This window comes from Nostoc sp. LEGE 12447 (assembly GCF_015206985.1).
Taxonomy (GTDB): domain Bacteria; phylum Cyanobacteriota; class Cyanobacteriia; order Cyanobacteriales; family Nostocaceae; genus Nostoc.
The window spans coordinates 1-12761 of record NZ_JADEXT010000091.1; the positions used below are offsets into that span (position 1 = coordinate 1).

A 12761-nucleotide genomic window follows, 5' to 3' on the forward strand; every position below is an offset into this window, starting at 1 on the left:
ACATTCACGGTTAGCAAGTTTAGTTTTAACTGTTGAGAAATGTGACATGAGAATCTTGTTCCTATAGCGGTAGAAGTGCGGTATTCTTTTGAGGTGTATATGCATATTCTTGTTTAAGATGCTAGTCATGAGCGAATTCACCCTCGCCCAAGACTGTTTTTTACCGAAACTTAAACGACATCACGGTAGCTTTCGATAAGCCCACGTCGTCAGTCGCAAGTGATTGTAGATTGCGTTGTTCATCTAACAACTTGGTGCGAATCTCTTGCATCTTTTGCTGCAATTGACTGCGCGTATCAGAACCAAGATTTTTGGACTCAATCGCTGGATCATTAACGATAGAATCTAAGTGCGCCATCATCGCCTCCAAGCTACTGCCTGCCTCCGGTGAAGCGTTTGCCAGTAGCACTTGAACCTTCATCAGATGACGCTCCATTTTTCTTTTAAACTGTATGGGTTTCCTCCCTGGTTCCCAATCAGCCAACTCTTCAAGCAACTGGGCGGCGAGTTGTTCACCACCTGCCAGGGCTGATTCCCTCAATCTCTGTTCCAGGTTTTGGTCATACTGTTGGATGAATTTGGTAATCTGGTCTAGACATTCGGCTTGCTGCTGATTGAGTTGTTCGGACAATGCCGGGATAATCACCGGGCGACCAATAACGACCTGCAAATAGTCTTCGAGGTCAGTCAGAGTCGGAAATGCTCTTAGCAAGTTGGCTTTGACTGACTCTTGCTTATCGTGTGCTAATTCCCAGGTGTTAAGTGAGAGGAACTGGTCAATGCGCTCTTGATAATCAAGCAACCCTGTTTCATAATCAACTTTTAATTGATTCCTGAGAGCGGGAGCTAGATTATCCCTAATATTGATTAACTGGTTCCAAACGAGTGGAGCTAAATCAATCGGACAAACCCAATCACCAGTATCAGCAGACATCCATTCTTGAACTGAAGCAATCTCTTGCCTCAATTGGGCAGCAGCTTCATCAAGCTTTTTAAATACCTTGATTCCCCGCAAACCGACTTCGGAATTTGTAACTTTCACAAGGTCTGATTCAATTTCAGAAACCTCAGCTTTTAGCACATCGGCCCATTTAGGTGCGGCAGACTTTGTACTTTTCTTTAACTGGATGCGGAAGCGAATACGGGTTTTATTTAACTGTGAGAAGTTGTGGCGCTCGACTACTGCATCAGTTAGGAAATTTGCAGCAACAGGGTTGTCAAGTGCTTGTACCATGATTATTTACCTCAATCATTATTTTTCACTTTCAATTCAGCGAAGCTTTCTTTGTGACTATTTGAATGTCTTTAGTAGCTCTATAGATTACTTTTTTAGAGCTATTTTGTAGGCGAATATGCCTTTTAATGACTGGTGGTTTATGTATTGACATAACTCAAAATAGTTGAAGTTGCTGTGAATTATCCTGTACCACAGGCTTTTGATAAACCATGCCTTCGACTTCGTAACAGCGAGTCATGAGTTTGTTTCGATTTAGTCGAAAGCTGGCTTTTTTTCTTTGATTTGGCAGAGGTAGAAATAGATACTGTGAATGTTGGATAGTACCTTCATCACCCAAGTATCGACAATGTGTACCATTAATTTGGTAAACTTTTGAGGAGCTTAAAAGCGTTGAGTCGTAGACTTTAATCAAATTTAATTCCATCTTATTAGCAGTGAAGTGTGCCATAATTTGTTGTGGAATCGATTTTTCTCTACAGTTAGACTAATTAAATCTGACTGGAGAGTTTTTCACACATAATCTGATTCTTATTTCGTTAAGCAGCAACTTCTTGTTGCTTCGGTCTAGACAATCTAGAACCGCTCCCAGAAGTACGTTTAGTTGTTGAAATCGGTTGGTTAATTTGACCGAATGGAGTCTGGATATTGAGGTCAGCTTTCAACTCGGATTGCAGTAATACAAGCTGAGTCAAATAGTAATCAACCTCTTCTAGAATCTCAGCTTCTACTTCTGACGGTGAAAGCGGTGTAATCTGATCTGATTCCAGATATTTAATCTCTTCGGTATGGCGAGAAGTCATGACAAGGTAGCGGTAGCCACTACCGCAATTCTCAGCTAATACGCTATCGTGTGGTAATACTTCGATACCAATGACTTTGCCTTGTTGAGTACGTTGCCCAACATAAAACTTTGGAATTCCATAACCGCGTGGAAGTGTAATTGTTGGTTGCATATTCGTTACCTTTGCATTAATTATTGATTGAAAGTGACAAATACTAAAGATAGAAATGCTCAAAAATCTGATTGAGTTTTTCCTTTGATTCATCAGGCAGAGTATTAAAATCAAACTCTTCAGAGTCCCAAACTTCATCCAGACTTGTAGACTCATCGACAATATTTGCAATCAAACAAGATTCATTGTCATAGTTCCAGCCATTTGCTAGAAGCCACGGCAGAACTCCCTCAGATTGCAATAGTTTCTCAATGTCGAACGAGTCAGAAAACTGCTGTAAGTTTTCGAGGCTAGGGAGAACGATTGTTGTAGTCATTTGTTGATATTAGTAATAGTGAATACACAGCAAAAAGAGGGGAGGAGGGTTAAAGGGATTCATGAATTAAACCATGTGTAGAATAGTCAGGTTTAACCTTTCCCCTTTCCCCTTCTTCATTAGCTGTAGACAAGACTTGAGAACTGATTGAAGAAGAATTCAGCTATTCTGAATTCAGGAGTCAGAATGAATGAGTGGGGGATTCAGACCCACCACTCGCACAGAATTCAATTCTGAATTCTGGCTCCTGACTCCTGAATTCTGTTCGTTAAATATGCTTCCCTACTTGAAGGTGTGCGATTCGTTGCTTAGTAAATCTTGGTATCCAGTCCATAAATAACTAAGCCAGTGAAACTTAACGTAAGTTAAGCACTGAACTTTCAGAATGATGTAGGTGAAAGCCCTACCCGCTAGATTCGAGCGTGACTCCTTATCTGTCCACACCGAACAAGCTCAATTCTTGTAGAGTGAAGCTGGAAACAGGGCACAATCAGACGATTGTTAAGAATCGACACTGGTGCTAATAGGAAGTTCCCACGGTGAAATTGAACCTAGAAAAATGACTCATGTAGAAGCGGGGCTTAACAACCACACCCCCCGACTCCATCAGAGATAAAACCCGCCGCATCAGTCTTCAATAGCGGTAAGAATCTAGGGTTTCTGATAGTCAAATTGGTTACACCTAACGGAACGTATCAATCATCTGAAGGAACGAATAAAAACGACTTGAGAGTCTAGGGAAAGTCGAATCCCTGGTAGGTGAGATGAGACACGGAACTCTCTCAAGTCGGGTAGGATGCGGCGTAATTGCTGCAAGGTATTCAGAAAACACTTAATGGAGCAGAGCATGATTAGGCACAGTGATTACACTAGTGAATCTTGGAAGAATCTACCCTGGAAGAAATTTCGTCAGGATTTATTCCGCCTACAAAAGAGAGTGTTCAAAGCGGTTCAAGCAGGAAACAAGCGGAAAGCTCGGTTTTTGCAAAAACTTATTCTGAAATCCCGTGCGGCTAGATTTCTGTCAATCCGACAAGTATCACAGCTAAATGCTGGTAAGAAGACAGCAGGTATTGATGGTGTAAAGTCCCTCGATTTTACAGGACGTTTCGAGTTAGAAATTCTACTTAGAAAATCGGCTGGAGACTGGAAGCATCAAGGACTAAAGGAAATCCCAATCCCCAAAAAGGACGGGACTACCAGAATGCTGAAAATCCCAACTATCGGCGATCGCGCTTGGCAATGTCTAGCAAAATACGCCCTGGAACCAGCACACGAAGCAAATTTCCATGCCAGAAGTTACGGTTTCAGAGTAGGACGCTCGGCACACGATGCCCAAGCACTTCTATTCTCAAACTTAAACAGCAACGCCAACGGAATAGATAAAAGAGTTATCGAACTCGATATCGAAAAATGCTTCGATAGGATTTCACACTCCACCATAATGGACAACCTGATAGCCCCTAAGAATATCAAAAATGGTATTTTTAGATGCCTGAAAGCCGGAGTCAATCCCGAATTTCCAGAACAAGGAACCCCTCAAGGCGGAGTAGTTACCCCTCCTACAATCTTGCAAACTTTCTGATTCAGACTTTGGGACATCAGAAACTTCCCCGACCCGAAAAACCACATTTACCTGTTCAGTATCCACCTCAACTCGCTTTACTAGCAAGCGAATAATTTCTCGTTGGCTATTCCATTCTATTGAGTCAAGGTTGTTGATGACTTTAGAGGAAAACTCCTCCAACCGACCAATAATCAGTCTTAGTTCCCGGTTTAGGGTTGCCTCATCATTAAGATTTTTCACCTGAGCTTCTAAAATTGCAACTCGTTCTTTGATTTTATGAATCCTTGGCTCAAATTCGTTTTTTTCAATAAGACCCTCAGCATAGCTATCAATCAGCCGTGCAATACCTCGGCGTAGCTTGGCAATTTGAGATTCTTTTGTCTTAATATTTTCCTGAACAGCTGAAGTCGGTTCCTGCCCTCGGCGTTGATATTCCATATAAAGACGTTGGGGATTTTTGAGCAAAGAACATACTTCTTGCCAAACAGCCGCCTCCAATGTGTCAGTTCGTACTTGAGTATTGCTACATACCCGATTCCCACCAAAGCGATAGGCATCAGTACCAATACACCGATAATAAGCATAGTCCTTCGGCTTGCTCTTGGCAGATTTATTACTGATAGCTTTACCGTAGTAAGTATAGCCACAGAGCTTGCAAGTAACTAAACCTTGCAACAAGTATCTTGCACCTCGTTGACCAATTCGAGAACGACGCTGATTTTCCTGCAATTGCTCTTGTACAGCAGCAAACAGATTTTCATCCACAATCTTTGGTACTGGTACGGAAATCCATTCTGAGACATCAACTGAGTTGCTTGAATAGTCACGTCTCGGTTGTGGAGAAGCTCCCCGAATGGGTCTTAATCTCTGCCGACGGGAGCAAACTTGGGTTTTACCAAAAGCAGCAAATCCAATATAGGCTGGGTTTTTCAACATTCCCCATACCGTGGATCTATCCCACACTGCCTTTCCGGTTTGGGTCAGATGTCCATCTGCATTCAGTCGGCGGCATACTTCCCCAATTGTGACCCTTTCTCTGCCTACCCAGTCAAATATTTGTCGAACTACTTGAGCTTGTTCGAGAACCAATTCAAAGTGAGCCTGACCGCCCCCATCAGCTTTGCTGACATATTGATAACCATAGGGGGCACAAGACAAGACGTTGACTGAGCCTGATTTTGCTGCATGTCGTTTACCTCGCCGACTGCGTTCCATGATTTTGGCTCGTTCATATTCGGCTACCATTCCTTGTACCTGTAACAGCAAATCATCTTCTGGCGATTGTCCCAATTCTCGATTGAGGAAGATTACTTCCACGCCACAACGGTACATTTCGTCAATTAATAGCACTTGGTAGGCATATTTGCGAGCTAATCGGTCGGGAGAGTGGACGTAAAGCCGATCTACTCCATTAGCAAAAGCCAAGTCCCTCAAACGTTCTAATGCCGGACGTACCAGCGTTGCTCCACTATACCCTGCATCGATAAAGGTCAGTTCTGAACATAGTTTTAACCCATCTGCTGCTACCCTCAAGCGAAGGGCAGCTAATTGACTAGCGACTGTCTGAGTTTCTGTTTGCTGCTCTGTAGAAACCCGAGCGTAGATAGCAGCCTGTATTTGGTTAGTGGTCATAAATTAGACCTCAAATTAAGTAAATTTTTGTGTTCTACCCTAGCGACTGAACAAGAGTTAAAGATCATCTGCTTTTACCTGAGATGAGTAGAGTTTTGACAGTAATCGGGCAATTGATTCTCGGGCTGACTTTTTTGCTGTCAGGATAGTTTTTGCGTTTTTGAGTGCAAGGGCTAGATCAGGAAAAAAGTCGTGAGTAGCCTGACTAATCTCTAGCAAATTTGATTCTGTGACAATATCAAAATTACCGAGCTTTGATTCTGTATCATTTTCAACTTCAGCCGATAAATCTTGCTGTTTCTGTAGCTGGGATAAGGATTCTCCTGAACTAGATATTGATTCTGTGACAGTATCATCAACCAAAGATTTAGAATTTGTGTCAATATCAAATTGCAACCCTGACTGGTGGACAAATTTGCGATCGCCTAAACTACTAACTAGTTTTGATTTTGTAACTAAATCCTTTTCTCGGTGAATAGATTCTGTGTCATTATCAATCTTCTCACCCTTATCGAGGCGACGAGCTATTTCTACAAGTTGAGAGGCAAATTCTTTCGGGACTCTGATTGTACAAGTATCTTTGTGGTTCCAGCCTGATTTTCTACCTGCATTCTCCCGATATCCGCCTCTAGGTGAACTAGAGTTGTCAGGTCGCTTCTTTTTTTTCATTAGTTTCAGCTCCTTCTTGATTCTGTCACAAAATCACCCACTATCAAAATTTAAGGAGTTGAAATAATCGATTTCTTCTATCCTTTCTCTTATTAGCTCATTTTGTAATCCGGGATTTTGACTGGATTTTCGTGTTGAAAGGCGAAGTTCAGGAATTACTTGTTCATAGGCACAAGCCATGCACTCATCCGATATCCGGCTGGCTTCAAAACTAACTTGCACCTTGAGAATCCGACTTTTTTCCGGCTTTTGACTACTCATGGTTTCTTTCCTCCAATAGATAGCCCTGTAATGCCATCATCGGAGACTATATGAGTATTTATTGGTGCCCCTGCAAAACCTTTACCATAGCCTGGACGCAGTTGTTTTCGAGGAATAGTGACTGAGAACTCTATGGAAGTTTTTGCAAGATTGTAGGAGGGGTAGTAAGCCCCCTACTAGCCAACATCGCACTAAACGGAATTGAAAGTATCCACAGAACCCACATAGCGGGTTGTAAGATAACCGACAAAACCGCAGAAGGTCAAATACTATATCCATCCGTCCGCTACGCCGACGACATGGTAATAGTGTTAAAACCTCAAGACGATGCAGAACTGATACTAAGAAACATTGACGAATTCCTAGCCAAAAGAGGAATGAAAGTAAGTGCTAAGAAAACCAAAATAACCGCCGCGACAAATGGCTTTGACTTTCTAGGTTGGCACTTCAAAGTGAGAAACGACGGAAGAATATTAATAACTCCCTCAGTGGATAACTTTAAGAAATTCCGGGAGAAAGTCAAGAAAATCGTTAACTGCTCGAACTATGGTTCCAAGGTAAAAGCCGAAAAGCTAGCACCGATTGTAAGGGGTTGGAGAAACTACCATAGGTACTGTGATATGTCAGGGTCAAGGTTTTCACTCTGGTTCATGAATCACAAAACCCACACGGTATTTAATAAGGAAACCAGGAACACCAGAGAGTCTTGTACTGCACTTGTAAAGAAAGCGTTCCCATCAGTTCCTTACTCCCTCGGCTCACACGTCATAGTTAAAGGAGACAAATCCCCCTATGACGGAGACTTAATTTACTGGAGTCAACGCAACAGTAAATTATACGATGGGATGACATCCATTGCCTTACATAAACAGAACCATTCATGTGGTCGATGTGGAATGAAATTGACAAGCGAAGAGCATGTACATTTACACCACATAGATGGAAATCATAATAACTGTAAACCTAAGAATCTTACAGCAATCCATGAATCCTGTCACGACTATTTACACATGAGCAAAAGGGTCACTCCCTAAGAATATCGGGAGCCGTGTACACGGAAACGGGTACGCACGGTTCTAACTGAGAGGGACGGGGAATAATATCCCCTCTCGACTCAAACAAATAGGGAAGCATAAAGGCGAATGCAATTGCTGCAATCACCTCAAGAAGTATTTGGTTATTAAGAAGGCACATCCTCCCAGTAACCAACTTCATCGTCATAATTTGCTTGCATAGACTGCAATTTGTTGACAAAGCTAGCAAATTCTTCGTTAGTTAGTGACTGCCTTCCTTTTTTACCATAGTTCTCTATGAGAAACTGTTTGCCCTTTTCCTCGCCCCAACCTAAAGCTTCAATTAATCGTTGCGACTCCATCATCAATTGATTGCGATCAAGTGCATGAGAGGTAGCTGCTTCTGATAAGTTGTTCTTGGGCAATCCTTTTTTCCACCAATCGCTGATGGAATTATGCACAAGGGCAATTTCTTGAGCTATCGGTTTCTTGCCAATACAATAACTTTCCCAGTTGAGCGCAGTTGGCTTTTCGTATCCACTACATACACAGGCATTGGAAGTTTGCCCCCCTTTCTCACGTTTCTCTGTTTTCAATATGGGACAAAATACCCACATCGAATGCCAAAGTAAATTCTTCGGTTGGTGATGTTTGCCTTGAAAACTTGCATAAGCTTGTTCGCAGGTTTCACGGAATGCTATTAGTTGTTGATCAAACGACACTTGAAACACTCCCCAAGCAGTTATTTGTACTGGTGCGATATGAAGAGGTTGATTTTGGGCATCGACGAAAATCACCATATACCGCCTACCGAATTTGTAGGCATTCTTGTCCAAACCATCACTGCTACGCCAAACTCCACTCACCTTTCTATCGTTTCCGTATAGCAGAGGCGATCGCCCAATCACAAGTATTCGTGGTTGTCTATAAAGAGCGCCAGGAATGCCTATCTTTTCATCGTTTTCGTCCAACTTGTTAGTAAGAACTTTATACTCTTTCCCACCTTCTAGTTCTTTATTTTCGTACCATCCTGCTAATTGTTGATTTTCGTAAGCAATCCAAATGCCTGCGGGTGAAGGAATACTTTTGGCTGCTGGGGTCTTTTGGTATGACTTGTGTTCAGCAGAATCAAAGTCAAAAGCTGTCATAGTAGCTGCTGCCTTTCTTTAATGTTAGTTTTCGCAAAAAATAAGCGAAGCTTTAATTCTGAGTGGCACTGATTTTAAAATAGTGGTGGAAGAAAATTCTCTTCCACCATTTCACTTACGCCGCTACCAATTCCCGATGAACTTGCGGCAGTTCAATCGGAGCAGTTGTCCTGGATAGCACCTCTACAGCCTCTTTTATGCTCCAATACCGTACTCCATCCCCACACCGCCAATAGTAAGTCTTGGGGTCGTTTTCCCATAACTCATCAGCATTTCTGACCTTGAAGACAATTCCCAAGAATTCACCATCTAGATATACGTTGTGAGCCGTCTGAAGGTCAGTGCGTCCTACATAAGTCAGTCGGTAGTTGTCCACTGGTTCGCACAAGTCTTCTGCACGAGTCCCGCGATACCCACAGTTACCGCACCCATGACCTTCGCAGTCTGGACAGATGGCAGCAGGCATATTCCACTTCGGCAGTGTAAAATCCCATTCAGCCGGTGGCATTAATATTCGAGTCTTGTGAGAGATATAACAACCAGCGTGACCGATTACCTTATCAGAATGGTATTGGACGCTTAACGATAGCCAATCACAATCACCTAACAAGCTAATTTTCTCAGAAGCTTGTTTTAATTCCTCATCTTCCTGGTGATTGCACTTTACTGGAGCAGAAAGACTCGCTTTTACCTCTGCAACAGCACGTTTGAATGATTGTTTGTGGTAACGAGCATAGCCGTGGGTCATTTTCACCCACACAATATCATCATTGTTGATCCAGATAGTTACTACATCTTCGGGCTTGCATTCTTTTGAATAGTCCGATTGATTGACGATAGTTGCAATGATTTGGCGATCCTGCGTGGTTAGTGGATCTTTTGTTGGCGTAGGGGCTGAAAGTTGTGTAATCATTAGAAATACCTCTTGTTTGGGGTAAAAAGGCGATCGCTGTGTTTACCAGACGTGGGCGATCGCTTTTGTTATGTGTAGTAATTGATGTTGTGGCAAGCCACAACACTCTCAATCTAGAATTGGCGAAGCCTAATATTCTCTTGCTCCTAGCCAGTGACTGGAGCTACCAAGCAGGATATACAGCGCGTCAGGCGACGGGTGAGTTTCAATAACATCATTCGCTAGTCTTCATCCTGTTGGTAATTTTTATTAAGAACTCCCGCAATCCTTATCTACCTTCAGCAGCTTTGACTATCCACTGCATCTGTTACCTGGGGATATTGTTCTGTTCTGTTTTTTTCAAGGTTCAGTAGAAGCGCTTTTTGTATTTTTAGGAGGAGCGCCCGTTTCATACTTTTATTATCACTGACGGCGTTAGTGATTGTCAACCAGTTTGAATCACCTTTTTAGGATTTTTCACTAACTGAACTTGTAAAAAATCTTCTACAGATATATCAAGAGCCTTGCATATTGCTTCTAGCTTTTCCCAAGAAACAGTAGGTTTGAGTCCTTTACGTTCATCAACTGTATATTCTCCGCGCTCCAAGTGCTGTATTGACTGGTAAGAACACCCAGCCCGTTTAGCCAGCGAAGCCATTGACTCTTCACCTCTAAGTATTTTTAATCGCTCTCCCATCTCTTTAGTCCACCAGACGCTAGCGATAAGAGTTTTTGACATAATTAATAGTTCTTCTTCTATGTAATCTTTTCTATTATCGCCACTTGACTTCTCAGCCATACTATAATAACTTGGTTAGTGATAAAGAGTAATACCTTTCACTAACTTAGTTTGAAGCACGGCAAAAGTAAAAGTGATCGCTTGCCGATATGCAATGCGATGATTTTAGTTTGCGCCAATTGAAGGAATACAACTAGAGAAAAGGGATCACCTACAGCAAACGCTTGCGCTCTTGAGCAATGCTAGAGCAATCGCATACGCTTGTACACGATTGCTGATTGGGGCAATGCCAGAGTGCGATCGCCTTTGTCTTAACTTCATGATTGTTATAACTGAATGTCCGTTGATTGCTTCTCCAGGCTTCTTTACCCACTCAACAGAGCTTGTGCTATACCCCGGTGATCATGTCTCTAGACTATGTTTCGACTTGGAATGTTAGCTTGACTTGGTTTGTAATGGTTGACTTGCGAACTCTTTCGCGTCCTGGGTGCTGGCAGTTCGCTTTCCTTGCCCTTATTTTTAATATAAAGTGTTACTTAGCATTTGTCAAGTTTGACTTAGTATTTACTAAGTGTTACTTTATATAAACAAAGCAGACTTAGTAAACAATAGGTGTTACTTTGTAGAAATAAATCCTAAACCAAGGCTTAATAAAGGAGGTGGTTTAGTGAGTTCATGTTTGATGAAGGTTGAAAAGCGTATTCAAAAGGAAGTTCCTGGATTAGGAGAAAAAATTCGACGTGCAAGAAAGGTTGATAAACGCCCACTTATAGAATTAGCAGCCTTGGCTGGAATGAGTACCCCAAACTGGTATGCCATTGAAAATGAAGAAATGAAAACATTGCCTCTGGCAACACTCAGAAAAGTAGAAGCTGTTTTAGGTGTTACTTTTGGTGTCGAATTTAAAGAGGATGAGGACGAGGAAGAACAAGAATGACTTGATGAATGCGTTTATTTAACTAGCCATGATAATTTGAAGCGACCGCCCGCCTGCAAGCTATGCGATCGCTCACCTCAACTAGACCACCACAAGAGGTATAGTTATGTTTACACTACCAGTTTTTCAGCTACTCCTCCAAGACAATCCCAACTTGTTTACTACAGAAGGTTTATCAGCCTTACTGGAAGATTGTATTCGTCTAAAATATCCTAAACGCCACAAATTCACTTACCCCTCTTTACTAAACCAACAGGTTTACTTATCTCTTGCTAACCTTGGTGACGGTAGCAGTGAAGATGAAGAAATCCTTCGCCGCATTTTGTCAGACCCTAAAGGCTGGTGCTTGGATGCCCCAGCAGAGGTAAAAAAAGGGGCTAAGTTTTATGACAACATGGGTAAAATGTTTGGCCCTCATTTTGGAACTGACCTTTTTTTGTACCACACTGTTCGAGACAACATTCAACAGCTTCAGAAAAGGTTAGGCATCTCTGGGGTGAGAACAAGAAACATTTCTGTACGCGTTCGTCCTGGACGTTGCCGAAGGCATCGCCTATTTTCATACCCGACAGTAGAAGATCAGTTAATTACGCTGGATAAAGATCGTGTCACCCTTCAACAAGCTGTACCAGAAATCATCAAGTATTTTGCCAGCCTTGTGCAGATGCAGCCTGCATACAGATTATTTTTAGTTGATGAGAAAGAGCAAAAAACTTCCGTTTCAGTCACAGCAGTTGAAAATGCGGCATCAAAGACAGTAATAGCAGATATCTACACCGAATCTTACAACTGGGAGCTAACAGGGGCTAACTGTTGGCGGGGTAAAAGTGTTGAAAGATTAGACCCTGATGAAATCCGTCTTACCCTTCATCTTGATTATGAGGAGAACGAAATTATTTACTTTGAAGCTCAACACCCGGACTTGAGCCGATTTCCTTGGGCAACTGAAGCCGCTTACTAATAAACCGATTTCTCCCCTACCTCTTCAAGGAGCCAACATGAATTTACCTTTAAATCAGTCCGTATTGTTGGAGTCGAGAACACTGAGGACTTCAGCTTTAACGAATTTTGAGAGCGACAAAGCTTTATCTATTCTCTCCAAGGCTAAAGCAATAATTTTCGCTGTCTGGAATGGTAGTGGTTGGGCCACCACTGCACAGATTGCAGAATACTTCGAGGTGAGTGAATCAGCGATTAAAGAATTGTACAGAAGCAATCAAGAAGAATTTAACCTCCAAGAAACTGAAACCATTGTGGGGCAAGCACTTAAGGATGTTAGACAGACATTCTGTCTAAGTCCCAGAACACCAAAAGCGAGAGTTTTTAGTCCTTTAGGCGCTCTCAGGATTGCGATGTTACTACAACAATCGGAGGTGGCCGCACAGATCCGAACGATA

At 42.2% G+C, this 12761-nt stretch carries 12 protein-coding genes and 4 pseudogenes; 6 read left to right on the top strand and 10 right to left on the bottom strand.

Annotation, left to right across the window (positions count from 1 at the left end; translation table 11 throughout):
* Positions 1-160 precede the first annotated feature (160 nt).
* The 4 genes from IQ274_RS35395 to IQ274_RS35410 all read right to left on the bottom strand — a co-directional run bounded on the left by IQ274_RS35395 (position 161) and on the right by IQ274_RS35410 (position 2506).
* Entirely contained in the window at positions 161-1234 is a 1074-nt protein-coding gene (locus tag IQ274_RS35395) for a hypothetical protein (RefSeq protein ID WP_194145129.1), read from the bottom strand.
* A 157-nt stretch (positions 1235-1391) separates the two neighbouring features.
* The gene (locus IQ274_RS35400; RefSeq protein WP_416209871.1) at positions 1392-1685 is read right to left on the bottom strand and encodes a hypothetical protein; all 294 of its coding nucleotides are present in this window, start codon (positions 1683-1685) and stop codon (positions 1392-1394) included.
* Between the two features lie 88 nt (positions 1686-1773).
* Positions 1774-2190: a hypothetical protein gene (locus IQ274_RS35405; RefSeq protein WP_193950286.1), complete on the bottom strand. Its 417-nt coding sequence runs from the start codon at positions 2188-2190 to the stop codon at positions 1774-1776.
* Positions 2191-2233: 43 nt separating this feature from the next.
* Positions 2234-2506: a hypothetical protein gene (locus IQ274_RS35410; RefSeq protein ID WP_193950285.1), complete on the bottom strand. Its 273-nt coding sequence runs from the start codon at positions 2504-2506 to the stop codon at positions 2234-2236.
* Between the two features lie 847 nt (positions 2507-3353).
* Between IQ274_RS35410 and IQ274_RS35415 the strand changes: the two are divergent.
* Positions 3354-4067 (top strand): annotated as a pseudogene (locus IQ274_RS35415) (reverse transcriptase N-terminal domain-containing protein); the annotation flags it as partial.
* 489 nt (positions 4068-4556) lie between these two features.
* On the opposite strand, the pseudogene IQ274_RS35420 reads toward IQ274_RS35415, so the two are convergent.
* The 3 genes and pseudogenes from IQ274_RS35420 to IQ274_RS35430 all read right to left on the bottom strand — a co-directional run.
* Positions 4557-5705: pseudogene (locus IQ274_RS35420) on the bottom strand (recombinase family protein); the annotation flags it as partial.
* A gap of 57 nt (positions 5706-5762) precedes the next feature.
* On the bottom strand, positions 5763-6374 hold the full coding sequence (locus IQ274_RS35425) for a hypothetical protein (protein WP_194145131.1): 612 nt from the start codon (positions 6372-6374) through the stop codon (positions 5763-5765).
* A 33-nt stretch (positions 6375-6407) separates the two neighbouring features.
* A complete protein-coding gene (locus tag IQ274_RS35430) occupies positions 6408-6635 on the bottom strand; it encodes a hypothetical protein (protein WP_194145132.1) in 228 nt (75 codons plus the stop codon).
* Between the two features lie 155 nt (positions 6636-6790).
* Between IQ274_RS35430 and IQ274_RS35435 the strand changes: the two are divergent.
* Positions 6791-7669, top strand: a pseudogene (locus IQ274_RS35435) (group II intron reverse transcriptase); the annotation flags it as partial.
* 146 nt (positions 7670-7815) lie between these two features.
* Here the strand turns inward: IQ274_RS35435 and IQ274_RS35440 are convergent.
* Together IQ274_RS35440 and IQ274_RS35445 are read right to left on the bottom strand one after the other, a co-directional pair.
* Positions 7816-8796: a DUF5895 domain-containing protein gene (locus tag IQ274_RS35440; RefSeq protein ID WP_194145133.1), complete on the bottom strand. Its 981-nt coding sequence runs from the start codon at positions 8794-8796 to the stop codon at positions 7816-7818.
* 115 nt (positions 8797-8911) lie between these two features.
* Positions 8912-9709, bottom strand: a complete 798-nt coding sequence (locus IQ274_RS35445; RefSeq protein WP_194145134.1) for a hypothetical protein — start codon at positions 9707-9709, stop codon at positions 8912-8914.
* 38 nt (positions 9710-9747) lie between these two features.
* On the opposite strand from IQ274_RS35445, the gene IQ274_RS35450 reads away from it, so the two are divergent.
* Positions 9748-9921, top strand: coding sequence for a hypothetical protein (locus IQ274_RS35450; RefSeq protein WP_194145135.1), 174 nt, complete (start codon positions 9748-9750; stop codon positions 9919-9921).
* Between the two features lie 212 nt (positions 9922-10133).
* On the opposite strand, the gene IQ274_RS35455 is transcribed toward IQ274_RS35450, so the two are convergent.
* Entirely contained in the window at positions 10134-10487 is a 354-nt protein-coding gene (locus IQ274_RS35455; protein ID WP_194145136.1) for a helix-turn-helix transcriptional regulator, read from the bottom strand.
* Positions 10488-10998: 511 nt separating this feature from the next.
* On the opposite strand from IQ274_RS35455, the gene IQ274_RS35460 reads away from it, so the two are divergent.
* The 3 genes and pseudogenes from IQ274_RS35460 to IQ274_RS35470 all read left to right on the top strand — a co-directional run.
* Positions 10999-11364, top strand: coding sequence for a helix-turn-helix transcriptional regulator (locus tag IQ274_RS35460; RefSeq protein ID WP_322745447.1), 366 nt, complete (start codon positions 10999-11001; stop codon positions 11362-11364).
* A 106-nt stretch (positions 11365-11470) separates the two neighbouring features.
* Positions 11471-12325: a hypothetical protein gene (locus IQ274_RS35465; RefSeq protein WP_194145137.1), complete on the top strand. Its 855-nt coding sequence runs from the start codon at positions 11471-11473 to the stop codon at positions 12323-12325.
* A 37-nt stretch (positions 12326-12362) separates the two neighbouring features.
* Positions 12363-12761, top strand: a pseudogene (locus tag IQ274_RS35470) (hypothetical protein); the annotation flags it as partial.

Excerpts from the sequence above, each read along its gene's own strand:
- IQ274_RS35430 (WP_194145132.1), bottom strand. The coding sequence starts at position 6,635 with ATGAGTAGTCAAAAGCCGGAAAAAAGTCGGATTCTCAAGGTGCAAGTT.
- IQ274_RS35400 (WP_416209871.1), bottom strand. The coding sequence starts at position 1,685 with ATGGCACACTTCACTGCTAATAAGATGGAATTAAATTTGATTAAAGTC.
- IQ274_RS35410 (WP_193950285.1), bottom strand. The coding sequence starts at position 2,506 with ATGACTACAACAATCGTTCTCCCTAGCCTCGAAAACTTACAGCAGTTT.
- IQ274_RS35425 (WP_194145131.1), bottom strand. The coding sequence starts at position 6,374 with ATGAAAAAAAAGAAGCGACCTGACAACTCTAGTTCACCTAGAGGCGGA.
- IQ274_RS35455 (WP_194145136.1), bottom strand. The coding sequence starts at position 10,487 with ATGGCTGAGAAGTCAAGTGGCGATAATAGAAAAGATTACATAGAAGAA.
- IQ274_RS35405 (WP_193950286.1), bottom strand. The coding sequence starts at position 2,190 with ATGCAACCAACAATTACACTTCCACGCGGTTATGGAATTCCAAAGTTT.
- IQ274_RS35440 (WP_194145133.1), bottom strand. The coding sequence starts at position 8,796 with ATGACAGCTTTTGACTTTGATTCTGCTGAACACAAGTCATACCAAAAG.
- IQ274_RS35445 (WP_194145134.1), bottom strand. The coding sequence starts at position 9,709 with ATGATTACACAACTTTCAGCCCCTACGCCAACAAAAGATCCACTAACC.
- IQ274_RS35395 (WP_194145129.1), bottom strand. The coding sequence starts at position 1,234 with ATGGTACAAGCACTTGACAACCCTGTTGCTGCAAATTTCCTAACTGAT.
- IQ274_RS35465 (WP_194145137.1), top strand. The coding sequence starts at position 11,471 with ATGTTTACACTACCAGTTTTTCAGCTACTCCTCCAAGACAATCCCAAC.